We start from the raw sequence: 22,401 nt of genomic DNA, 5'->3' as shown, positions 1-22,401 counted from the left end.
TTTAACCCGGGACCGACGGTTTGCACCGAGGCCATTTAGGCTGATACTCGGGCCGGATTCAGACCTCGGTTAGTCTCGCTTTTCCTCGATCTGATCTGGAGCTTCTTGCGTGAGATGTCGTTGTCATTATCTCAACACCTCGGGCCGTCTCGGCGGGTTTCGGGGCGATAATCGGTGAATAAACATGCGTGCGTCAAGTCCTCACGCGCCGACGTTGCTACCCGTGGGGCGTCCGCTGAGGAGATTCTTGGTGAACTGCGCAATGTCGTCCTGGAGCCCGGCGTAAGACTGTTCAACCGGAGTTTCTGAACGGGCAAAGGATTCCACGGTCTCCAGCACCGACGTGATAATTAGCCGGGGAGCGCGCACCTTCCACGCCTCGCCTTCGGCGACGAGGTCATCGAGTGTGATGGCGGCATGGCTGTATTTTCGATTGATGGCCAGAGCCATTTTGCCGTCGCTGTCGAGGTGCGTTTGCGGAACGACATCGTAGGCCGGGGTGATCCTCGTGCCGCCGTCCGGGAGGTGGAGCATACTGATGTTTTTGGCGTGCATATCAAGGTTACCCACGGCCTGCGAGACGGTCAGGAGCCGGAGGAGCTGCTCGACGGAGGCTCGGTCGCCGTCGCGACCGAGGACATCCGCTATGCGCTTGAGGGAGACCTTGTCACCGTACTCTTGATACTTCTCGTTCTTTGATGCGCCGAGAGCTTGGTTCATGTCTTCCTGGTGAATGCGTCCCTGTGGCGCGTCGGGTGATCGGTCATAGCGCTCGATGACCAGACCGGGGACTCCGCTGAAGTCTTCGATCCAGGTGTGGAGCATGGTGAGGCCGGCCGCTTTGGCCGCTCGGAAGCCGTATTCCTCGTCGAAGGTAATGGTCGGGTGGCGCACGGACGGCGGCTTGATGATGTGGGTCGACGGATACCCTTCGAGGACCTGAAACCAGTGGTCATCCTGTCGCGCAAGCACGATCTTGTCTTGGACGCCGGCCAAGGACGTGCGCCCAGACTGCGGCCGGTTTCCGAGAGGAGCGGTTTGAGTATTGGTGAGCATCCGGCCCACTTCGACCCTGTCAACCAGCGCGACGGCCGGCGTTCGCGGCTCCCCCGGCCCCCTCTGGATCGTAAATCTGAATAGCGCCGGCGACGTCGCGGCCGAACCGTGCCAACAGCGCAATGGTGTCGTCGGTGGAGACTCTGATTTCAGCGGCGAGGGTATCCAGAGCGGTGGCCTCAGGTAAGAGCTCGGCGAAGAAGTTGCGTCTTCGCGCTGCCCGGCTGCGGTTGCGGACCAGGTCGAACGGCACTAATGCCGAGAGGATCGTGCTGCCGAGCCCAAAGGTCTCGATGGCATTCTTCGCGGTTACGAAATCAAATGTGTGACGGTCCGCACCGACCAGATGCCCGACCAGCTCGCCGTATAGCTCGACGCGCAAGTCACCCACGGGGCTCATCCACAACGTCGTCTTGGGGCCCGTCGGTGCCTGGATCGACCTCCATATACATGCGAATACCGGTCTCCCGCATGATCGCAAAGATGCGCTCAAGCACGATGGTGTTCTTTCCGGCTTCCAAACCCCAGATGTACTTCTGGTCGGTCTCCAACCTGTCCGCGAGATCACGCTGCGTCAAGCCGCGCACGAGACGGCCCTGCTGCAGCATTCGACCGAGACCCTCAGGACCCTTCACTTCTCCACGTGCAGCCATGACATTCTCCTCGCGAAGGTCTTATTCCCTTCAGATTATCTGATGGCAATATCGCCGTCAAGCGGGGCGAAGGCTTTACTACCGTCAAGAGACGAATACTGAACTGGCCCCACTTGCGGAGCGCACGACCAGGCGGTTGGTGACTGCATGATCTCTGAAAATTTGCGAGGGAGTGGCCTTCCGACCGGATGAGTGGGGATGCATCGGCGTCGGCATGATGGCGTGACGTACCGCGGCTCGGGCAACCACCTATCCAATCAGCGAGGTCACGTCTCGCCGGCTGATGTCGTCAGACGTCAGATGTATTCTGTCGTCAGCGAGCACAATCCAGGCCCGCAAGCGGGACCTCCGACGTCGCACTTTCAGGCAAATTACTGAGCCGCGGTTGGCTCGCTCGATATCACAGGGGAATCATTTCAACTCGCCCGCGGCGACACCGGGACGGCGGATGCGTTCGGGTCGAGATTCGGATCCCAGGGCCGGGGCATCCCGATCGGGTTTGGAAACGGAAAAACCGTTTGGCACACTCTCGCGATGGGCGCGAGCGTGCGGGCAATACGTGCGATCTCAGCGTCGTTCAATTCGCGCCACGGACCGACCGCCAGCTGGTTGGTCATGTTCTCGGCGCGCTCCACTGCCACCCTGCCATTCTCGCTGATCTCGCCCTGGCCGGTCAGCAGCCCCCGAGTCATGAGCTCTTCGACTTCGACAGCCCACTCTTCCTCTGTCCAGCCGCGCGCCTTCCGCACACTCGTCGCGTCGATATCCACCGCGCTGCGCAACACGATAGTACTGATGCCCGCGATCCCGCCCTCCACCAGTGCCATAACATGACCGTCACCGCGATGCTCGCGAAGCGTGGCCGCGGCCTGCCAGAGCCGGCGATACGGATCCGCCTCTACCGCCAGCGCGCTGTTCGCCGCCGCGAGGGGTCGACCAATGGTATCGACACGAGCCGCTATCTCGGCAAGTACGTCAGCCGCTTCGGCGACAGATCGTTCGTCGGGCACGAGATTTCGCAACGTCGTTGCTGCACCCCGCGACCGCGCGTCGAGGACCCGGTCTACGGTCACCGTCGACCACACAGCCGGCAGCACCCGCTCGACCAAGAACGGAGCGAACCCACTGAAAATCGCCACCACCGGAGCAGCCGTCACCGCCCCGAGCGGGGCGGCTCGACCGGCGAAGTATCCGTCCCAGTAACGAGTGAGTCCGATATCCGCGAACGCCTCCCTCGCCTCCGGGGAGAAATACGTCACCGCGTGGATCGGCTCAAACAACGTCCACAGTGCCCGAACGTGATGCTCCAGCTCGCTCATTCGTCTCCCTTGTCGCCGCATCTTCCCGAGTCTATTGCGCGCCGCAACACCGACCTCGAAGCGTCGTCCACCGCTGGCCCGTCGCGGACGTAGCCGTCCAGGACAGGCTGGAAAGGCGCGTGCGTGCAAACCGTTGATTTTCATTCGAATCGAAGACGAAACAGGCCCGACAGATTCCGCAGCGCATATCGCACTACCGCCATCGAGCAGACGCTTTACAATCTCGTCGCCGACCGCGCCACCGCGGACCGGGCGCCCCGTTTTACCAAAGGACACATCGTCGTCGCCGAAGGCTAAGTGCGCATCTTCCAGGTCGAACGCGACGGCGAAGCCATCCAACGCGAAGAGTTCGTCGCCAAGAAGGTCGGCCTCGACCTCGCGCACACCAATTATCAGGTCGACCGAGCCCATCGCGCGCTTCCGGGCAGCGAACAGGATGCTGCGTCGACGCAGACTGCAATCGTGCACGAGACGGATGCGGCTCACGCCGGGGTGGTGAAACAGCGATGGCAGACTGAAACCTCCTCAGCGCCCACGACGCCGAGGCCGAATGGATCGAGGTCATGCCAGATGACTCGAACCGGGTCGTGCACCTTCTCTATGGGAACCCCAGAAGGACGGAAATTTTTGGAATCAGCAATGGATAGACAATGGGTGAGTCAAGTCTTGCCCTTTCGGTACAGACAAGAAACCTTGATCAGATTAGATTTACAGTAGGGCGGCCGGGACTTGAACCCGGGACCGACGGTTTGCGCCCTGCTCCTTATTGAGTCTTCAAGGCACGCGCCAAAACCTCGAGTATTCTCGACCTGACGAGGAGTTCTTCGGTCTAGAGGCCTCCGTTCTCTCGAAATAGCTGGACTGGCTTCGGCCTGTTTCGAGGCAATAAACGTTGAATAAATGTGCGTCCGTCAAATCTCACCGCGAACGGCCATCGCGACCCGGCGCCTTTCCGAGATCAAGCACGGCCGAAATTCTAAAAGACCGCCCGAATGTCGTCAAGAGTGCACGTTGACTCTTAAGAAAACCTCCGCGTAACTATATTCATTGCTGACGATTTTCAATCGCGTTAACAGCTTGCACCGCATCGGCGCGAATGGCACCGGGATGCCCGACTTCGAGAAAGCCTGGGTCGCAGCCCACGACACTCCTGGCTGCGCCTGCACGTTCCTGTGTGAATATACATTCTTCACGCCGTTGGTCATTGGCGAGTAGCCGCTGGACTGGCCAGCGGAATCGAAACGCGACACGCTGCTGGGTCGACGCGCTTCTGCACTCAATATCAGCAGAAGGGCTGACACCAGCGCCTCCGCCCCGGAGTTCATACAGACGCGATCATGGGCCGCATCATCCACAACACGGTCTGGGTGGAGACGGGTACTTAGAACATGAGGGACCACAGCGCGGTGGCCAGCGCGTGATTGATGACGGATAGCGTCAGTGGCTCCCGGCCAAACCACGATTGGCGTTCTCTCGCACGATCGGTGGTGCTGAAATGCACCAATGGGTGGTGCTGAAATGCTCAACCCACCCCTGAATAATTACGTCGGTAAGTTCCACCCCTAATGTACGTGAGCGCCATCGACAGCTCGCGCCGCTGGTGTGACTGAGCACCACCCGAAAAGCCCCTTCCACCCTGTGATGGCCTGCACCGGCGTCGCATCGCCCGCCACCACCGCATCCGAACACACTTCGTCCGCATGCCTGACCTCGAGGATGCCTGGGACGCCGCCCAAGACAGCCCCGGCGGGGCCGAATACTATCGCCACAAAAGAAGACTCTCCGGAGCAGCTCAGTTGGGCGCCTGCTACCTTCCCTTCCGCTGTTGCGCGGTATAGACCATAAGCAGAGGCTCCCCCACCTCTCTCAGGACTTCCCCCGTCTGATAATCAACTTGAGGTACCTCAGGAGAAAGATTGCACGTTGTTGTGTAACCCGCCCTCTCCTCTCGAGCCGCCTTGAAATAGACCCAGCCGCACCCTGTGGCCCGAAAACATGCACCCGCGCCGCCGCCGCCCAGACCGGGGAGAGCCATGGTCCTTTTCCCCTAGGACCAACGTTCATCGCGACCACGACGACCGCGAAAGCTGCGACGACCGTTGCAGTGCCCAGCGAGCGACAACACCATCAGACGTGAGTCCGCTCAAGCGCTCCGGGGGGCTGCCCGCAAGGGCGCGCGCACGGGAGTCGCCCACAAACCGGCCAGTCGTACCGCTCGAAGGGCGGTGAAAAGTTCGGCCGCCTGCACGGGTTTGGCTACGGAACGCCCGGTCATCTCGGTTATCCGCCCCAGTCGGTGAAGTACCGTATTTCGGTGGCAATGAAGTTGCTTGCCGCACTCGGCGGTCGAACCGTCGGTGGTGAACCAGCATTCAAGCGTGTCCAGAAGCACGCGGGCATCGTCTGGATCAAGGTCAGCCAGCCCGCCGAGAACGCCATCGCGGAGTTCGGCAGCGTATGCGGGTTGAGACACAAGAATGGTATCGATCGGGGCCGCGCCGTAGAGATGCACTCCCACCGCGGCGGGGGCGATGCAACGCATGGCCAAAAGCGCTTGTCGCACCGCGACAGGCGCGCGCTCGAGGGCTTGTATCGGCAGGCTCACCCCGATTCGTGAACTGACGGTTCCGACCAGTGCGTGCGCGGCGGCGGAAGGGTGCGCACCCGCCACACTTCCGAGCAGGCCCAGATACTCACCTTTCCACGGAGCCCAGGCGGAGCTGACCCCCATCCCCCGCAGTCGGTCGGTTATGGCAGGAATTGGGTCATCATCTGAGTGCCGCATCTCAACGGCAAGAACGACGAAGGTTGCCTCCTTGGGAAGGCCAAGAGCACGAACCGCTCGACCGGCATCCCCCGAGAACTCGCCTTCCAAAATCGCGAGCAGCACGACGTTCTTGCTCTGCTGGTCTTTGCGTTCCCGTTCGTCGACGACCTCTCGGTACGTCTCCGCAGCGGCGCTCGAGTACCGGTCGATAATGCCCCATACTCCGGATGACGCGGTGAGCAGCGCTGTTGCGTGTTCGGGCGTCGTCGCCTTCGCCATCAACGCGTCCCACAGGTGTAGACCGGCAAGCCGGTATGCGTGCAGGAGACTCGCCATGGGGATGCCGTGCTCCGCTTTCACGCGGCCGGCATGGCGGGGTGCGGCGAGCGAGTCGTTGATGCCGAGCAGGCACTGCAGGATCGCCTCGAGGTTGTCATGCACGATACCTTCGAGCACACCGGCGCCGAGCACGCTCTCGGCGTAGTCGTGCTCGCCGTTGATGATCTGGGCAACGATGCTGTCTGATAACTCGCCGACCGAGTCGATCATGCCCGAGAAGAGCTCGCGAGCGCCGTCCACCATGACATCCTGGGTCGGCATGCTCTGCGGCGCTTCATTGCGTTCCATTTGCACAGTGTAATCCGGTGACTCTTCCGTTTGGTTGTGCGGCCGCACAATGCACAGTTCCGAAATCGCGGCGGCGGCCCATCGCTATCGCTGACGGTGGAGCCGAGACTAGCCTGACACCGCAACCCGGAATCCGGGTCGCCGTCAGGCAACAATCAAAGGAGATTGATGACTACCACCGATCCGATGTCGAGGACACAGCCCATTCGGCCCCTCGACCAGCAGCAGCGCGACCAACTCGACGCCGCCATCATCGAGCTGGCCTCGGGTGCCAAGCGCTGGGCCAGCACCCCACTTTCCGAACGAGCCGCATTACTGGGAGCTGTGCACGCAGCCATGACGGCGGCCGCTCAGGAATGGGCGGAGACTGCCGCTGCGATCAAGGGACTAGACCCGTCATCACAGCTCGTCGGGGAAGAGTGGATCTCCGGCCCGTATGCCAGCCTTTCAGGCGCCGGTACCCTCGCTCAGTCCATCGCAGCCCTCGCTGCGGGGAGGAGCCCCCTTGCCAGCAGCCGATTCAGAACGGCCCCCGGCGGTCGCGTCATCGTCCCGGTACTTCCGACCAACGGGTACGAGTGGTTGCTGCTGCACGGATTCAGCGCTGAGATTTGGATGGCTCCTGGCCGCTCTCCCGAGGAGGTACGGGCCAGCGCTGGCCTGGGTGAGCTCACGCCGACAACGTCGGGCGGAGTGGGACTCGTGCTCGGCGCCGGCAATATCACGTCGATTCCGCCGCTCGACGTGCTGTACGAGATCGTCGCGAACAACCGGTCGGTGCTGCTCAAACTCAACCCGGTCATGGCTGGAATGAAATCCGTTTTTGATAAGGCTCTCGCCCCCCTGATCAAATTCGGAGTGCTTCGTATCGTGCAGGGCGCCGGCGACGTCGGTGCGTATCTCACGCAGCACAATGGCATCGCGCACGTGCACATCACTGGGAGTGCGGCAACACACGATGCCATCGTCTGGGGAACGGGCGCGGATGCCGCGAGGCGCAAAGCAACGGGCACCCCGTTACTAGGCAAACCGATCACCAGCGAACTCGGCGGAGTATCGCCCATCATTGTGCTTCCGAGCGCATGGACGAAGCATGACCTGCGCTATCAGGCCGAGCACGTCGTTACTCAGCGCTTGCACAACGGCGGATACAACTGCATTGCCGGCCAAGTGGTTGTCGTCAGCAGCAACTGGCCCCAGAAGAAAGCGTTCCTCGCCGAACTCCGACGGGCACTGGCGGCAGCACCTCAACGCCCCGCCTGGTACCCCGGCAGCGATGGGCGCATGAGAGCCGCATCGGCCGCGTATCCGACCGCCGAGCGGATGGGCCAAGACGGCTGCCGCCTGCTGATCGATGTCACAGCCGAAGACGACGCATCGAACGTGATCACCACGGAATATTTCTCCCCGGTGCTGGGCGTTGTCGAAGTGCCGGGCACGGGGCAAGCCTTCCTCGACGCCGCCGTCACGCTGGCCAATGACGAGTTCGTCGGCACCCTCGGTGCGAATCTCATTGTCGAGCCCAAGGTCATCCGGCAGCTCGGAACCGGGTTCCTCGAGTCCATTGCACGCCTGCGCTACGGCACGATCGCCATCAATGCGTGGACCGGCCTCGGATTCCTCACAGCAACCGCGTCGTGGGGCGCCTTCCCCGGTGCCACCATCGACAACGTGCAGAGTGGCATTGGAACCGTGCACAACGCCCTGCTCATCGATCGGCCAGAGCGCACGATCGTTCGCGGCCCGTTCCGGCCGTTTCCGCGATCGTTCGCACACGGAGAATTCACTCTTTTCCCGAAGCCGCCGTGGTTCGTGCAGGCGCGTTCCGCCGCGACGACCGGACGTCGTCTCGCGGGTTTCGCGGCCAAACCGTCATGGCTGAAGATGCCCGCCATCTTCCTGGCGGCATTCCGGGCCTGACCCTCCGGTCATCCCGCACGCTCCCCCACACTCATCCCCAGCCAGAAGGCGAGCCGCCGTGTTCACCAGTCCCTTTCCCGACGTCGAAATCCCCAATCTCAGCGTCTTTGACCACCTCTTCGGTTCACTCGAAGTCGCATCCGCGAACCACATTGCCCTCGTCGACGGGGCGACCCGTGAGACCACCACGTACGGCGAGTTGGTGCGCCAGATCGAAGCAGTTGCGGGGGCACTCGACGCTCGTGGCATCGGTGTGGGTAGCGTCGTGGCGCTGCACTCCCCGAACCGATCCGCTTTCGCCGTGGCGTTCCATGGCATTCTGCGAGCTGGCGCTACGGCGACGACCGTCAACGCACTGTCGACGGCCGGTGAGATGGCCACGCAGCTGGCCGACTCCAAAGCGGTAGCCATCATCGCAGCGGATACGCTGTTCGCCGTCTCTGCGGAAGCCGCCGATCTAGCCGGTGTGGCAGCAGACAACATCATCAGCATCGGTGAGGTCAGCGGGAGCACGAGTCTGGCCGACCTGATCGTGGAGGCGCATCCCGCGCCCGAGGTACATTTCGATCCGGCAACGCACCTGGCCGTGCTGCCATACAGTTCGGGCACGACGGGCAAGGCCAAGGGCGTCATGCTCACCCACCGCAATCTCGTGGCCAATGTTGCGCAGTCGGCACCCATCATCGGCGTGAGCGCCGATGATCGCGTTCTGGCTGTGCTGCCGTTCTTCCACATCTACGGCATGACGGTGTTGCTCAACATCTCTCTGGCACAACGAAGCACCCTCGTGACCATGGCACGATTCGATCTGACTGATTTCCTCAGTCTCATCCAGTCCGAGCGCATCACCTACGTCTTCATCGCTCCTCCCATCGCGGTGGCGCTTGCGAAGCATCCGCTGGTGAGCGAATTTGACCTGTCGAGCCTGCGTACGGTGTTCTCGGGGGCGGCGCCCCTGGACGGCATCGTCGGCGGCGCTGTTGCCGTGCGGCTGAACTGCGAGGTTCTCCAAGGCTATGGAATGACCGAGATGAGCCCGGTATCGCATGCCTCACCCCGAGGTCGAACCGATATTCCCCTGAACTCGGTCGGTCTGACGGTGCCAAACGTGCAGTGCCGTATCGTTGACCCGCTCACCGGAGACGACATCGAGATCCCGGCCGTGGGCGTGAGTGAGCCCGGCGAATTGCTGTGCCGCGGCCCGAACATAATGGTGGGCTACCTCGGAAACGATGAAGCAACCCGGGCGACCATCGACGCCGACGGTTTTCTGCACACCGGCGATATCGCAACGGTGAGCGCCGAGGGGTACGTGACTGTCGTTGACCGACTCAAAGAGCTCATCAAATACAAGGGATATCAGGTCGCGCCCGCAGAGCTTGAGTCGTTGTTGCTGGGGCATCCCCAAATCGCCGACGCCGCAGTCATCGGTGTGATCGACGCGGATGGTGAAGAGGTGCCGAAAGCATTCCTGAGACTGCAACCGGAGGCAACGCTCACCGGGGAGGAGATCATGATGTGGGTCGCCGATCGGGTGGCCCCGCATAAGAAGGTTCGACAGGTGGAAATGATCGACTTCATCCCGAAGTCGGCGTCAGGCAAGATCCTGCGCAAGGATCTGCGGTCAAAAGGAGCGCTCGTATGAGTACCAACGCTGAAGAATTCGACTACATCGTCGTCGGTGCAGGATCGGCCGGAGCAGCTGTCGCAGCTCGACTCACCGAAGACGCGAGTATCTCCGTTCTGCTGCTCGAAGCCGGTGGTGTCGACGATAAGCAGGAAATCGTCATCCCGGCCGCGTTCCCGAAGCTGTTCAAGTCCGATGCCGACTGGAACTACCAGACCGCGCCGCAGGCCGAGCTAATGGGGAGGTCGATCTACTGGCCACGTGGCAAGGTGCTCGGCGGCTCATCCTCCCTGAACGCCATGATGTGGGTGCGCGGATTCGCTGCCGACTATGACAACTGGGCAAGGCTCGCCGGGGACGGCTGGTCGTACGAGGCGCTCCTGCCGTATTTCCGCAAGGCGGAGGCAGTGGAGGGCAACAGCGATCCCGACCAAGGCACGGACGGCGCGAATTCGATCTCGCACCAACGCAGCCCTCGATCGCATACCGCAACCTTTCTTGAGGCTGCCGCCGAGGTCGGAATGCCACTCGTCGCGCCGAACTCGGCAAACCCGGAAGGGGTCAGTCAAACGATGGTGAGCCAGCGTGGCGGCATGCGGCACAACACGTCGGCCGCCTACCTTGCGCCGGCAGCCGAGCGCTCCAACCTGGTCGTTCTCACCGGGGCACACGCCACTCGAGTGCTGTTCGACGGAACCCGCGCTGTCGGTGTCGAGTACCTCAGCGAGGGCACCCCGACCTCGGTCTTCGCGCGCCGCGAGATCGTGCTGAGCGGCGGAGCGGTGAACACACCGCAGTTGCTCATGCTGTCGGGCATCGGCGATGCGACGCACCTCCGCTCCCTCGGAATCACCGTGCTCGTCGATGCTCCGGAGGTCGGATTGAACATGCGCGACCACCTGTTCGCGGCGCTGGCAGTCGAGACCGACGATGACACCCTCTTCGGTGCCGAGACCGAGGAGCAGCTCAACGACTTCGTCTCGCAGCAGCGCGGCATGCTCACCTCCAACGTTGCGGAGGCGTACGGTTTCGTCAAGACCGACCCATCGCTCGCCTTCCCCGACATCGAGGTGCTCTTCGCCGCCGTGCCATATATCGGTGAGGGGCTCGTGGCCGCGCCGCGGCACGGCGTCAGTGTCGGCGCTATTCTGCTGCGGCCCAAGAGCCTCGGAAGCGTGCGACTCGCCTCCGCCGATCCGCTCGCGAAACCGATGATCGATCCGAATTACCTGGGCGATGCGAACGGAGAAGACCGTGACACCTTGCTCGCGGGCCTCGGCGTGTGCGAGCGTATTCTTGCCGCCACGGCGTTCGCTCCAACGCGGACTGACGGCAAGTTCATCCAACCCGCCGGGTCGGATGCTCAGACAGCGGCCGAGCGTGATGCCACGGTGATCGATGAGTTCTCACAGACCCTCTACCACCCAACGAGCACCGCTCGCATGGGATCGGATGCTGGATCAGTGGTCGACCCGGAGTTGCGTGTGCGCGGCGTGCAGGGACTTCGCATCGCCGACGCGTCGATCATGCCGGAGATCATCCGGGGGCACACGAATGCTCCATCCATCATCATCGGCGAGAAGGCGGCTGATCTTCTGCGCGCATCGGTGCCGACCAGAGTGGAAGCGGCTTCGGTTCATTGAGGTGAGTCCAGCGGCGAGGATCGCGCGGCAGCGCGGATCCATTCGGCGCAGGATCACGGTCGCGGCCAGAGTCTCCCTCGCGACCGGCGGTGGCGTGAAGCAGAAGCTGGTCAGCGATGTTTGCAAACAGATTGGGCTTCATCCGCACGCCTGCCGTTCCCTGTTCCCTACCGATGATGTGCTGTTGGATGCGGTGAATGATCTCCTCGTTGAGGAGTGTGCGCAACGACTTCGAGGTGGGGTTTCGGCGTTCACCCCGAAAGGTGATGGTGTGATTCTCGACACCTGGGAGCGATCCTTTGAAGCTTGGCTTCTCTCCTCGTATACCGAGTCGAACTTCTCCGAGTCCCCCTATATCGCCAGAACACTGCCTGCGCTGCTAGAGCAGGTCAGCGAAAGGCGGTCGTAGTCGAGTAAAACCGCGAGGTGGCAACGACGATGCCTGTCCAGATCGGAAGCGTGCATTTATCGCGCCCAGCCATGCGCTCGCTACTTTCCGGTGGCAGCGGGCCCGTGACCCTCCCGTGGATTGCTTGACTCCAGAATCGCACTCTTGCGCCGTCCCCAGCGGATGAAAAGCCCCAGAGCCACGACGATGCCAACCACAACGAGAACCTGGACCACCACCCAGAAGATCCACCACGAAAGAGCACTGAATTCCATTTCGACCACCCCTCGATTCGCGGACACCTGAGCGCCCTACCTAGCGCGAGCCTAGGCCCGGGGTGTCGTTCGAGGCAGTACGCCGTCGAGTGCCTGGCCAGGAGAGAGCATCCCCAGCATCTCGTTTGACGGACGTCGAGCACGACAGATCTGGGGCTGATCCATGCAACGGTCGAATACTCTGAGGCCGTGTCAGAGGGGAACCCTTGCGGGGTCTCCTACACGGTTAGGGACAGTAGCCGAAATCCCCAGAAAAGCATTGGTGACAGGGCATTTCCTCGACGATGTGAGGTTGCAACGATACTCTCCGCGTGCTCCTCCAATGTGGGCACGGCGTTGTGAAATACATCGCAGTATGGACTGAACACCGCCGGTGTCCCGTTGACCTCCGAAGTGGGGGTTTTGAGCTTTCCGATTTCCCCAGACCGACTAGTAAGCAGTTACCGACGCTCTAAGCATTGTGCCGCGTGATGTGTCCGGCGGATGCTCGACTCTGCTGATCGTGTCGCCCTGTGTCAGGGTCCCGGGTCTACAAGCCCTGCTGGCGCAGCAGTTCAGGAATGCGCTCGCGGAAAGGGAAGAACCCGCGCGCGGCGTAGGGCCAAGCGAGCGTGTCCCAGTGCCGCCTGACGATCGTGACCGTTATTCCCTCCGAGGCGAGAGCGGCGCCGAGCGTCAGCATCCGTTGATGCACCGGGCCTACCGGTGCGTTCGGCATAACCACCGTATCGAGGCGTTCGGACTCCGCCCACTTCAGAACCGTGGAGGGGAGCGCGTCGGGCAGTACTCTCCCCGGTCGCCCGAGGGCGTCTAAGGCCCGCTTGGCAGCGTCATCGAGGGCTGATGCCGTGAATCGCCGCACTGCATCCGAGGCGCCGGAGGGCGAGCGCTCGTCGGGATCGGTGGATCCGGCGATAGCCACGAGTCGGCGGTTCGAATCCAACCAGGAAAACTCGGCGCGCAGGCTTGCCGCGTCCAGATCCTCTTCGTGCAGCAACAGCCCCACTCGGGCGCCTAATGGGGTGGACTCGGCGGGAGCAATCGGTGCCCGCGTTGGCAGTGGCTCTTCGATGATCGCTCGTGCCGACGTGGCGAGTCCCGATGGCGAGAACCGGCCCTCGGTGTAGCGAGAAATGTTCGATGCCGTCGCGAGGTAGGTCTTTCCGGCTGTCTGGAGCCCGGCAACCCACCGCCAGGAGAGCGTGTTGGAGGCGGCATCGCCATCAAGAAGGTGTCGATAGAAGAAGTCCGCACCGAGTTGCCACGGCAGGCCGAGCGTGAAGATCCAGATGCTCGCAAACCACATGCGGGTGTGGTTGTGCAGGTATCCGGTGTCCACAAGCTCACGCACCCACGCATCCATCGCATCAATGCCGGTGTGCCCAGCGATGGCTTCGCGGTAACCTCCGGAGCGTGTGTCACTCGCGAGCCCGGGCTCGGCCACATCGCGGCGATACCGTCGCCACACCTCGGGATTCTGTTCGAGCCATCCCTTCCAATACGTCCGCCAGAAGACTTCCTGCACAAATTTCTCGCATGCACCGAACCGATGCCGTTCAAGCACAGCCGAAACCACTTCACGCTCGGTCAGGAGTCTGTGGCGGAGGTACGGAGAGAGACCGGAGACGTTTTCACGGGAGGGTCCAGTGTCGTGATTGCGGTCTCGCGTGTAATCTAGCCCCGCATGAGGGACGAACAGGCCGAGGGTTTCGAGGCCGGCAGCTCGGGTAGGAGTGAACATCCCTCTCATCATGCACCATGTGAATTTGAGAAGGTCCAGGTCGGCCCCCTGGGGCAACCCAGAACGGCGAACTCAACCGGTCGTCGCAACGAATTGTTGAATTCGCCGCCGGACTGCGGGACAGATCTGGGGCCAAACCGCCCGGCGGCCGCGCCCACTGATGCCGTGTCACTCGGGGACGTCGAGCGACACAGTTTTTTGGGCCAAAGCACCCGGTGGCTGAGTGCGCCGGCGCTGTGTCACACGGGAACCTCTTGCGGGACACACCCCATCTCGAGAAAGCCTGAAGGCTTCAGGCTGAAATCACGAGGATGACCGGGGCAGATTCCTCAGGGCCTCCACAACGCTCGGTACCGCCGACTCGGACCCAATTGAGCGTCACGTCCTCGTCGGCGAGGACAATCCCACTCGCTGAGAACGCACGGAGTGTCACATTTCTCGGGGACGACATGCTGAGGGCGATCTCCCACGAGTGGTCACTGATCTTGGAAGCAAAATACGGGAGCTCCACTGCACGAGGATCGGGCGTGTACGTCGCAAGATCCTCCGGTCCCAGCACCTCGCCCGGAGCCGACTCGTCGGAATGCGACTGGCTTGGAGCAGGGGTGGAACACTCACCATCTATGCACAGCTGCACGAGGCTGACGTCATCCGTTTCGCCGTTGAGCGTCACGGTGAGCGTGTTGGCCCACCCTATCGCCGGGCACGCATTCATCATCGGACCCGAGCATCCCACCAGTACTGCGCTTGCGATGAACGCAGCGCCAAGACCGACTAGACGCTTTCCCGCCGTGGCCAGTCCTGTATTGGCCATGTCGCCCCCGTTCGCTCCGTACCACTGAGGGCAGCGGAGCCATTGGTCGTGGCGCTCGCAGTCTTCATCACCGTCTGTGGTGGAACGCATTCTAATCCCCGTCGGCTAGGGCGCGTGCAGCACGGCTTCCCACGACGGCGCCGTAAAGCACGAAGACGAGCAGTCCAACGGCCCCAATGAAAATGGATGTGAGCGCGAACGGCAAAGAAAGAGGAAGTACACACGGAAAAGCAAAGACAATCGCGCACCAGCCGGCCCACTGGGTCGGCCGTTTAGCTGCTTGATGTGCGGTGAGCCACGCACTATCGCTCGCCATGGTCACGGGAAGACGAATTCCGGCAACCGGATTGCGTCTAAGTCGTCCGCTGGCTGCAGCCTGCGCCATCCAGAGCACCAGCACGCCAGAGCCCACCGAGACCACGAACAGCACCAACCTGGCTATTGTCTCTTCGCCCATACTTTCACCCTACGGTCTGCGTCATCCGCCGACCAAGCGAGTGCATACCCGTTAGCGGAACGCTGTGCGGGCGATTATTCGTGAACGTCGACTTCTGGTGTGCTGGATTTGTTCACGGGTCGGATCAGCGCCACGCGCGGCCAGGCTTCGAGCCGTAGCGCAGTTTTTGTATCCATCCGAGGGCCCATTTCCTAGAGACGAGATACCCAAATGGAAGGCCGGTTGAAGTCGACGGGGTGCCCGATGATCCGGCAAGCCAGAAATGCTTGGTGTTACGTGCTGTGTCTAGGTTTTTCCGTTGTCCATTTACTCACTCATCGAGAAGTGCAAGCAAAGTTCCTCGATACTCGAGGAAGGCGGTTCGACCTCGCGGGGTGATTCCAAGATAGGTGGCTGTGGTGCGCCCCTGGATGGTCTTCTCTTGAGTGATATAGCCAGCGTCCTCAAGCTTGCGCAAATGCACCGACAGGTTGCCAGCGGTGATGTCGAGAATCGAGCGAAGCTTGGGGAAAGTTACCGAATCTCCTTCTCCGATGGCGTTCAGCGCAGTCATAATGCGCAGGCGGGCGTCCGCGTGAATAACGGGATCAAGAGGCGTCTTCATCGTCAGCCCATTCTGTTTGTCGTTCGACGGGCCGCGATGACCGCTCCGATGAAGAGAACAGCACAGGCGGCGAGCCACCCGACGAGGACATACGGGCCGGGGCCGATCAGCAGCGTTCCCACGTTAGCCACAAGTAGAGCGATGCCTTGGAAGAAGATGAACCGGTCAAGGAATGCGGCACCGGCAGCGGCGAACAAGACGCCGACAAGAAGGGTCGCGATCACGCTAGACAGCCAAATCACCGTGGCGGACTCGAGGTAGAGCCGCAGAAGAGCGATGACGATGAATCCGACACAGATCATGCCGGAGGCCCAAGTCAGCCCGTAGAACATACCTCGACGGCGGGATTCGCCCCGTAGTCCCTTCCCTGCGTGGGCACCCAAAGCCGCGGAAATCGCGGCGCCAACCGCAGTTAGCGCCGCGAAAATCGTGAGCGCAAGCGGCAAGTTCATCGGTAGCCATCCGAACAGCGCAGCATGCACCGCGAGGTAGCCCAGGGTATAAACCGTGCCCCACAGCAGATACAGAATCGGTGGATTAGGGTTTGTGGCGCGGCGGACGCTCGCCTCACTCTGGCGCAGCGCAGATAGCGCCGAGCCAGCATCAAAAGCTGGAGTCTGCTGAGTCATGTCGTTCCCCGATCGAATTTTTGGTTGTAAATTACAACCAGTTTGAATTACAAACCATACGAAGTCAAGGCCTGCTCGCTACAACTGCCCGATGAGTCTCGGAACCGACCACACCGAATCACATGGACCCCTTCAGCCGTGCGGACTGTGTCGAAGTACATGAGGCCAGTGGATGTTGAGTCGGCGAGTGATAGCCCGTCCTTCTCGGGGGCGTGTTGGTCCAAGCCGTCGCGGGAACGGACAGGATTTGCGGAGCGGTATTGATGCTGAACTGCTCGGCGCGCGCGCGCGCCGCGTCCACCGTCGCAGACCCAACCTTCACCGCGTGCGGGTTGACCGCCGACCCCCAACGGGAACGGCCCCGCGAAGACGGGACCACACGCCCCATCCGAGCAAACTTGCCCTGACTTACCCGTGCCGGAAAGAAATCTCGCCAAAGCACGGCGATTGAGCCGTTCCCGCCGTCCTCACCAGGGAGACGAGGCTGCCTCATCCGGTCGACTACGACAGCTGCGCGGATCGCTGGCATTGAACTGCGGTTCGGCCAGATATAGCCTGACTCCGTCGTGACGGAGAAGGCCGTCAGATGAGAACGTTGACGTATAGTTCGTGCGGCCGCTGAACACCGGCGCCCGTATAACCAACATCGAGCTTACGGTTCCCGAGAGTCAATCCCTGCTCTGCAGCCCAGTCATAAATGCTCTGGAAACCGCCTGTGATGGTTGCCACCGAACCCACATGCCGGTGGTGGACGAATCTTCCACCGGGCAGGAGAGCCACAGTCATACCATCAGGCACGGGAGCATCGGCCGCGACAGCTATTGCTCCAATAGTCTCGCGGTAAAGGCCGTCGCCTAAATGGTTGCTGGCCTCGACGAAGACGCTGGCGCCTGAGGTGGGCAGCTCGTCTTGACGTGAAAATAACTCGCGCCAGGCCGCAGGCATCTCGGATGCGTAGCTGGCCGAAGTAAGCGACAACTTCGATTCCGATGACGGCAGTCTCACCAAGTTCAACAATCTCCATCGATGCCTTCCTAGCTTGGCCCCGAACGATTTACTCGTTTACCCGAAAGATAAACGGCCTCCCCACTCTAGCCAGAGTGACTGTTGCCGGTTTGATGGACTGAATGGTCGAATCCGGATCCGCAGGCGGAGGGTCATCAGACAGAAAGGTCACTTCGACAGGTGTACACAACATTCCAGTACACGACTGATTTCACAGGAGAAAAAACTGAAATACATGCACTTCCCTTCGACGCTGACAGACGCACCCGCATCCGGTTCGGGAAGCTTCCAAACCGGATGCGCGGCAGGCGCGCTCGCGAAGCGCCGGATGGACGGCAATGACAACTACGACATTTCAGAGGGGAAGTGCGATGGACAAGGACTGCTGCCAGACGTCCCGCAAGCCGAAGGGCTTACGCGACAGTCCTCCGGCCGATCGACGCTTGGAATCGGATCAGGTATCCATCCGGGTCCTGCACAAGAAACTGAGCCACACCAGCCTCGGTAGCGCCTGTCTTGTACCACTTCGTCTCCGGTTCCATAAAGAGAGGCCAACGAGCATCGCGGAGAGCGCGTTCGAGCGGGTGGATCGACGGGACAGTGATCTGGAAATTGATGCCGCGACCGAATGGGTGCTCCAAAGCCGCCGGTATCCAGTTCCGTCCTGCACCCCGTTGCTCGAGCATGATGTGCGCCGTACCCCTGGTGATATGGGCAAACCCGTCGTCTGGCCGATCGTACAAGACCTCAAATCCGCAGAAACCGCACCAGAAATCCAAACTCGAAGCCAGCGATTTGACCAGGAGCTCCGGGACGAGGCCTGGACCCGGCGTGGTTTCCGCGCTTGTCATGGGTTCACCGCAGTTCTTTTCGGAACCAGTGGTTTGCATACGGGTCGGCGTTGTGCGCTTCGCCCTCGATGAAGCCAAGCGACGCGTAGAGACTTCGCGCCTCGACGAGGTCGGTTCGAGTGTCTAACCGCAACGCGATAACCCCCAAGGCGCGGGATTCGCGTTCCAGAGTTTCCATGAGACGCCGCCCCACGCCGTTACCGCGGGCAGTCGGCTCGACGAAGACTCTGGTCACCTCACCGATCGCTCCGGGGCGAACCCTCATTCCTGCGCAGCCGAGCACGGTGTGCCCCTGGCTGGCGAGCAGAAGGAGCCCGGTTGGAGCGACGAGGTCATCACTGGGGTACCCTGCCTGAGCGGCCAAGACCTCCTGCCGAGACGCGGGACGCCCGTGGTAGCGACCCACAATGTCCTCGTAGTAGCGAAGGGACACGCCCTCGGCGTGAGCAGACGTGGGTAGTGTCGTAGAGATAAGGATCGGCAACGCACGCAACATGCCTTCCACACTAGTTCCCGAGCCACCACGTGACTGTCTCGCACCCCGTTCACGAGTGCTGGCCATAACCCGAACCCTTCTGGGTCAGGATGCGCCCACTACCTCGACCTTGAAGCCGGCCTCGTTCTCGAGGTATGCGGCGTAGTGGCCGGGGCCTCCAGCGTGCGGATAGCGATCCGCGTAGAGGGAACTCCAACCGTGGTCTATCGCTTCGCCAACAGTGCGGTCGACGTCGGCCGCGGATCCTCCATGGAGCGCGACGTGGTTGATTCCGGGGAGTCTCCGGTCATGCGCGTCGCCGGAGAGGGCCGGCGGTCGTGTGATCACAAGGTAGGCGTCACCACACCTCCAGGACATCCCGCCGTCCCACTCCTGATCGACCGACCATCCGAGCTTCACGAGGAGCCAGCCCCAGGACCTTCGCGCGCTGTCGAGGTCAGCGACCCAAATCTCAATGTGGTGAACCCCAAATGCCATGTGGCCATCGTTCCATGGCGGAGCCGGTCGTGCCTCAACGGGAACCCACTGCGGGACGACAACATGTTTGGAGTCGCCACCATCAGTTGCGGCTGACGGCTAGAAACGTAGTGCGTTGCCTTCAGCTGTAGTCGGCGCTGACTGTGCGGGCTTTACCGTCGAGGCGGATCGTGTTGCCGTGCGGGACGATCCACTGCGGTCTGGTGTGTCCGAATGGCACTCCGACACAGATAACGGCTTCTGAGTTATATCGAGCGACTTGCTCGATGATGGTGCCGCGCTGAACTGCGCGCAGTCGAGCGCGCTCGATCGCTAACGGGACGGCTGAATTAAGTTCGCTAACGGGTGGCCGGGCGACGAGGACACCGGCGACGGCATTGAGAACTCCTCTCTCGCCCAAGGCACGCACCCAACGCTTCACCGTGTCGGCATTTGGAAGTTCCTCGCTCGTTTCGAGCAAGAGAATCGCCCCGTCCAGGTCGGCGACGTCGGGCATCCGATTGGCGAGAGCGATCTGATCTATGACTTCGATGCATCCGCCCCACGTCGGACCTTCGGCCACCGTGTTTAGTCCCGCCCATGCCCATGGTTCGGTCAGTTCACGAATACCGAATTCCGTCAAGGCGCGGCGATCCGTCCACGAGACGCCGAAGTCTTCGGACTCGCCCGGATCGGTGAGGTCGATAATGCCTCCGTCAAGAAGCGCCGCACGCAGCGAAGCCACATGCACGTCATCGACATGCGGGCCTGGTCCGAGGTGAACTTGTGTTGAGCCACCGTAGTAGCTGGGCACCCCGAGCTTCCAGAGAAGGTTGTGCAGGTTCGTGTTGTCACTGTATCCGAGGAACGGTTTGGGGTTTGAGGCAAGGATGTCGGTATCGATATGTGGGATGACGGTGATCTGATCATCCCCTCCGATCGTTGCAAGAACCGCCCGAATACTCGGATCAGCGAACGCCGCCTCAATATCGGCAGCTCGCGCCTCGGCGCTCGCACCGAGCTGCCGTGTCGTTGGATACTCAACCGGCACAAGCCCAGTAACTTCTGTGAGGCGTCGCATCGCCTGCTCGTGAACGTCCTCGGACACCGCAGGAGCCGCGAACGCCGGGGATAGGATCGCGACTCGATCGCCGACACTGGCTTTGGGGGCGTTCGTGAATGTGCGCATCCAGTCATTGAATCAGAGGATCGGATCACCACGCACGTTCATAACGCCCGCAAAAAGAACGACCTGCGGGCGTGGATAGGCTGGCCCGATGCTATTCCAGACCGAACACCTATCGGTGCGACAGTTTCGCCACGACGACCTCAACGACTTCTCAGACCTCTGCGCGGACCCGAACGTGATGCGATTTGTCGGGGACGGGACCGTCCTCAGCCGCCCCGAAGTATCGCAGTGGATCGAAATCTGCGAGCGAAAGTATGTCGATCGCGGTTACGGCACCTCGGCCGTCTTCGACGCACGATCTGGCGAGTTCGTAGGCTATTGTGGCGTGATTCGAGCGCCGGATCGAGACTTCGATGAACTCACATATGTCTTTCATCAGAAGGCTTGGGGCAACGGTTATGCAACGGAAGTCGGGATCGGCATGCTCGACCACGTGTTTCGCATCTCCTCGCTGGATTCGATCTCGGCGACGATCGAACAGGAGAACGAGGTCTCCAAACGCGTCGCAGCAAAATTGGGGATGATTGAACTGCCATTCGATACCGAAGACGTGAGTTATTGGAAAATAACACGCGAGCAGAACTGCGCTCGATAGCCCTATTTCGTCCCTGACGGGGAGCCCTGTTCACGGTGTCGCTAGACCAACCCTCTGCGGGAATTGGGCGCAGCCAGTGAGCTGATAACCCAGCGGTCCCCACCCACCACTGCGCCGCTACAACCGAAACAGTGTGGCTAAGATCTGCGCTTCCTGTGCGGTCTCTTTTTCTTCGTGATCGGTCCCTCCTCTGAGGAGGTGGCCGCTGACGCATTGGTCTTCGAACTCGGCAATATTACGGTTTGATACGCCGATGAGGAGGCCCCGCCCCCGGATATCGATTTCACGACATCGGCCAGAATTATGGCCACCGTAATGACCACTCCACCTATCGAGCGCAGCACGGTGAAGGTACGTCTGAATGGCGTGCGGCTCCGGATCTCTGTTCGCATTTTGAGGCCCCCTTACGATTTAGCCTATCGAGTCCATGAGAGCTCACCACGTGTCACGGCCACTTCGATGAGACGATGGCCCCAACTTGAGTAAAACCGCAGGTTGCGAGGGCAAGCGCTAGAGTCAGCGGTCCTCACATGTACCCGCAAGCCGAACCCTCTGCGGACGTCCGGCCATAGAGTCGTTGCATGGTGGGCCTGTGGGAAAGAATCGCGCGCGTAGGCGCAACAGCATGGTTTGCGATTGCGGTTCTGCTGACAGTCGTTGGATACTTTGGCGGCGAGGACGCCCTATGATCTCTCCTCTGGCTGATCCCCCATGCGGTGATCTTGTTCGGCGTGTGGCGCGGCAGCCGAACCGCATGGGCAATATTAGTGAGCGTCAGCGTGGCCCTGGCCGCGACGCTGGCCGTCGTCGGCATCGGAATGCAGTTCGGGTCCGGATTCGTCATGAACATCTATTGGTGGGGACCCACGGCCCACGGCGCAGCGCTGCTGTGTCTCGTCGCTTTTCGAGCAAGCAGACGGCGAGCAGTCACAGTCGAGCCTGAGGCGATCCATGACTCGCCGTCTGAACTTGAACGCACGCAGCACGCCCCCCCCCTTGAATGCTCGCGTCAGATTCAAGGGCTCGGCCGGGATGGATGGGCTTTCGTGCGGTCGCAGATTCAGTGGGCCTAGTCCGGTTCACGGCCGGTGAGCGCCGTCACCCGATGGTCCTGAAGGGCAGTCCGCAAGCCGGACCCCCACTGCGACGGTTATTGACCCGTTCACATCAGAGCGGGATGGTTTCGCCCTGGATGGATTACTAATTGGATACGCACGCGTTTCCACAGAGGAACAAGATCTCACCGCCCAACAAAACGCCCTGGAACGACTGGGCGTTAGATCGTCACT

General features: G+C 61.4%; 21 protein-coding genes. 6 read left to right on the top strand and 15 right to left on the bottom strand.

The window, feature by feature from the left end; translation table 11 throughout:
* Positions 1-201 precede the first annotated feature (201 nt).
* The 5 genes from E3O45_RS17805 to E3O45_RS13630 form a co-directional block, all read right to left on the bottom strand.
* Positions 202-996, bottom strand: a complete 795-nt coding sequence (locus tag E3O45_RS17805; protein ID WP_198418265.1) for a type II toxin-antitoxin system HipA family toxin — start codon at positions 994-996, stop codon at positions 202-204.
* Between the two features lie 79 nt (positions 997-1,075).
* A complete protein-coding gene (locus tag E3O45_RS17800) occupies positions 1,076-1,447 on the bottom strand; it encodes a HipA N-terminal domain-containing protein (protein WP_198418264.1) in 372 nt (123 codons plus the stop codon).
* Positions 1,440-1,709, bottom strand: coding sequence for a helix-turn-helix domain-containing protein (locus E3O45_RS13645; RefSeq protein WP_134443874.1), 270 nt, complete (start codon positions 1,707-1,709; stop codon positions 1,440-1,442). Before E3O45_RS13645 ends, E3O45_RS17800 begins: the two co-directional genes overlap by 8 nt.
* Positions 1,710-2,125: 416 nt before the next feature.
* Positions 2,126-3,514 (bottom strand): hypothetical protein, encoded by a 1,389-nt coding sequence (locus E3O45_RS13640; protein WP_134443873.1) that lies wholly within the window; start codon positions 3,512-3,514, stop codon positions 2,126-2,128.
* 1,657 nt (positions 3,515-5,171) lie between these two features.
* Positions 5,172-6,422, bottom strand: coding sequence for a CdaR family transcriptional regulator (locus tag E3O45_RS13630; RefSeq protein WP_134443872.1), 1,251 nt, complete (start codon positions 6,420-6,422; stop codon positions 5,172-5,174).
* A 168-nt stretch (positions 6,423-6,590) separates the two neighbouring features.
* Between E3O45_RS13630 and E3O45_RS13625 the strand changes: the two genes are divergently transcribed.
* The 4 genes from E3O45_RS13625 to E3O45_RS13610 all read left to right on the top strand — a co-directional run bounded on the left by E3O45_RS13625 (position 6,591) and on the right by E3O45_RS13610 (position 12,021).
* Positions 6,591-8,342, top strand: coding sequence for an aldehyde dehydrogenase family protein (locus E3O45_RS13625; protein WP_241985362.1), 1,752 nt, complete (start codon positions 6,591-6,593; stop codon positions 8,340-8,342).
* A gap of 58 nt (positions 8,343-8,400) precedes the next feature.
* Positions 8,401-9,987, top strand: a complete 1,587-nt coding sequence (locus E3O45_RS13620) for an AMP-binding protein (protein WP_134443871.1) — start codon at positions 8,401-8,403, stop codon at positions 9,985-9,987.
* Positions 9,984-11,612: a GMC family oxidoreductase gene (locus E3O45_RS13615; protein ID WP_134443870.1), complete on the top strand. Its 1,629-nt coding sequence runs from the start codon at positions 9,984-9,986 to the stop codon at positions 11,610-11,612. Before E3O45_RS13620 ends, E3O45_RS13615 begins: the two co-directional genes overlap by 4 nt.
* A 94-nt stretch (positions 11,613-11,706) precedes the next feature.
* On the top strand, positions 11,707-12,021 hold the full coding sequence (locus E3O45_RS13610; protein WP_134443869.1) for a hypothetical protein: 315 nt from the start codon (positions 11,707-11,709) through the stop codon (positions 12,019-12,021).
* A gap of 783 nt (positions 12,022-12,804) precedes the next feature.
* On the opposite strand, the gene E3O45_RS13600 is transcribed toward E3O45_RS13610, so the two are convergent.
* From E3O45_RS13600 to E3O45_RS13555, 10 genes are all read right to left on the bottom strand, one after another.
* Positions 12,805-14,016 carry an FAD-binding domain-containing protein gene (locus E3O45_RS13600; protein WP_134443867.1) on the bottom strand — a complete coding sequence of 404 codons (1,212 nt, stop codon included), beginning with the start codon at positions 14,014-14,016 and terminating at the stop codon, positions 12,805-12,807.
* A gap of 292 nt (positions 14,017-14,308) precedes the next feature.
* A complete protein-coding gene (locus E3O45_RS13595) occupies positions 14,309-14,830 on the bottom strand; it encodes a hypothetical protein (protein ID WP_134443866.1) in 522 nt (173 codons plus the stop codon).
* Positions 14,831-14,921: 91 nt separating this feature from the next.
* A complete protein-coding gene (locus E3O45_RS13590; RefSeq protein ID WP_134443865.1) occupies positions 14,922-15,287 on the bottom strand; it encodes an SdpI family protein in 366 nt (121 codons plus the stop codon).
* 310 nt (positions 15,288-15,597) lie between these two features.
* Entirely contained in the window at positions 15,598-15,891 is a 294-nt protein-coding gene (locus tag E3O45_RS13585; protein WP_134443864.1) for a transcriptional regulator, read from the bottom strand.
* 2 nt (positions 15,892-15,893) lie between these two features.
* A complete protein-coding gene (locus E3O45_RS13580) occupies positions 15,894-16,520 on the bottom strand; it encodes a hypothetical protein (protein ID WP_134443863.1) in 627 nt (208 codons plus the stop codon).
* 582 nt (positions 16,521-17,102) lie between these two features.
* On the bottom strand, positions 17,103-17,498 hold the full coding sequence (locus tag E3O45_RS13575; protein WP_166789498.1) for a GyrI-like domain-containing protein: 396 nt from the start codon (positions 17,496-17,498) through the stop codon (positions 17,103-17,105).
* Positions 17,499-17,938: 440 nt separating this feature from the next.
* A complete protein-coding gene (locus E3O45_RS13570) occupies positions 17,939-18,376 on the bottom strand; it encodes a VOC family protein (RefSeq protein ID WP_134443861.1) in 438 nt (145 codons plus the stop codon).
* A gap of 4 nt (positions 18,377-18,380) precedes the next feature.
* Positions 18,381-18,872, bottom strand: coding sequence for a GNAT family N-acetyltransferase (locus tag E3O45_RS13565; RefSeq protein ID WP_134443860.1), 492 nt, complete (start codon positions 18,870-18,872; stop codon positions 18,381-18,383).
* 84 nt (positions 18,873-18,956) lie between these two features.
* Positions 18,957-19,349: a VOC family protein gene (locus E3O45_RS13560; protein WP_134443859.1), complete on the bottom strand. Its 393-nt coding sequence runs from the start codon at positions 19,347-19,349 to the stop codon at positions 18,957-18,959.
* 121 nt (positions 19,350-19,470) lie between these two features.
* Positions 19,471-20,517: a S66 peptidase family protein gene (locus E3O45_RS13555; RefSeq protein ID WP_134443858.1), complete on the bottom strand. Its 1,047-nt coding sequence runs from the start codon at positions 20,515-20,517 to the stop codon at positions 19,471-19,473.
* A gap of 88 nt (positions 20,518-20,605) precedes the next feature.
* On the opposite strand from E3O45_RS13555, the gene E3O45_RS13550 reads away from it, so the two are divergent.
* Complete coding sequence (locus tag E3O45_RS13550; protein WP_134443857.1) at positions 20,606-21,112, top strand: GNAT family N-acetyltransferase; 507 nt, start codon at positions 20,606-20,608, stop codon at positions 21,110-21,112.
* 1,188 nt (positions 21,113-22,300) lie between these two features.
* Positions 22,301-22,401, top strand: a 101-nt coding sequence (locus E3O45_RS13545) for a recombinase family protein (RefSeq protein WP_166789507.1), incomplete at its 3' end; no start/stop codon positions are given.

Origin of the sequence: Cryobacterium sp. TMS1-20-1, assembly GCF_004402355.1 — a bacterium.
Lineage (GTDB): Bacteria > Actinomycetota > Actinomycetes > Actinomycetales > Microbacteriaceae > Cryobacterium > Cryobacterium levicorallinum.
The sequence above is the reverse complement of the archived record's forward strand: the minus strand, read 5'-3'. Positions and strand labels throughout refer to the sequence as shown.

Excerpts from the sequence above, each read along its gene's own strand:
- E3O45_RS13645 (WP_134443874.1), bottom strand. The coding sequence starts at position 1,709 with ATGGCTGCACGTGGAGAAGTGAAGGGTCCTGAGGGTCTCGGTCGAATG.
- E3O45_RS13630 (WP_134443872.1), bottom strand. The coding sequence starts at position 6,422 with ATGGAACGCAATGAAGCGCCGCAGAGCATGCCGACCCAGGATGTCATG.
- E3O45_RS13625 (WP_241985362.1), top strand. The coding sequence starts at position 6,591 with ATGACTACCACCGATCCGATGTCGAGGACACAGCCCATTCGGCCCCTC.
- E3O45_RS13615 (WP_134443870.1), top strand. The coding sequence starts at position 9,984 with ATGAGTACCAACGCTGAAGAATTCGACTACATCGTCGTCGGTGCAGGA.
- E3O45_RS13600 (WP_134443867.1), bottom strand. The coding sequence starts at position 14,016 with ATGTTCACTCCTACCCGAGCTGCCGGCCTCGAAACCCTCGGCCTGTTC.
- E3O45_RS13595 (WP_134443866.1), bottom strand. The coding sequence starts at position 14,830 with ATGGCCAATACAGGACTGGCCACGGCGGGAAAGCGTCTAGTCGGTCTT.
- E3O45_RS13590 (WP_134443865.1), bottom strand. The coding sequence starts at position 15,287 with ATGGGCGAAGAGACAATAGCCAGGTTGGTGCTGTTCGTGGTCTCGGTG.
- E3O45_RS13585 (WP_134443864.1), bottom strand. The coding sequence starts at position 15,891 with ATGAAGACGCCTCTTGATCCCGTTATTCACGCGGACGCCCGCCTGCGC.
- E3O45_RS13580 (WP_134443863.1), bottom strand. The coding sequence starts at position 16,520 with ATGACTCAGCAGACTCCAGCTTTTGATGCTGGCTCGGCGCTATCTGCG.
- E3O45_RS13570 (WP_134443861.1), bottom strand. The coding sequence starts at position 18,376 with ATGACAAGCGCGGAAACCACGCCGGGTCCAGGCCTCGTCCCGGAGCTC.
- E3O45_RS13565 (WP_134443860.1), bottom strand. The coding sequence starts at position 18,872 with ATGTTGCGTGCGTTGCCGATCCTTATCTCTACGACACTACCCACGTCT.
- E3O45_RS13560 (WP_134443859.1), bottom strand. The coding sequence starts at position 19,349 with ATGGCATTTGGGGTTCACCACATTGAGATTTGGGTCGCTGACCTCGAC.
- E3O45_RS13555 (WP_134443858.1), bottom strand. The coding sequence starts at position 20,517 with ATGCGCACATTCACGAACGCCCCCAAAGCCAGTGTCGGCGATCGAGTC.
- E3O45_RS13550 (WP_134443857.1), top strand. The coding sequence starts at position 20,606 with ATGCTATTCCAGACCGAACACCTATCGGTGCGACAGTTTCGCCACGAC.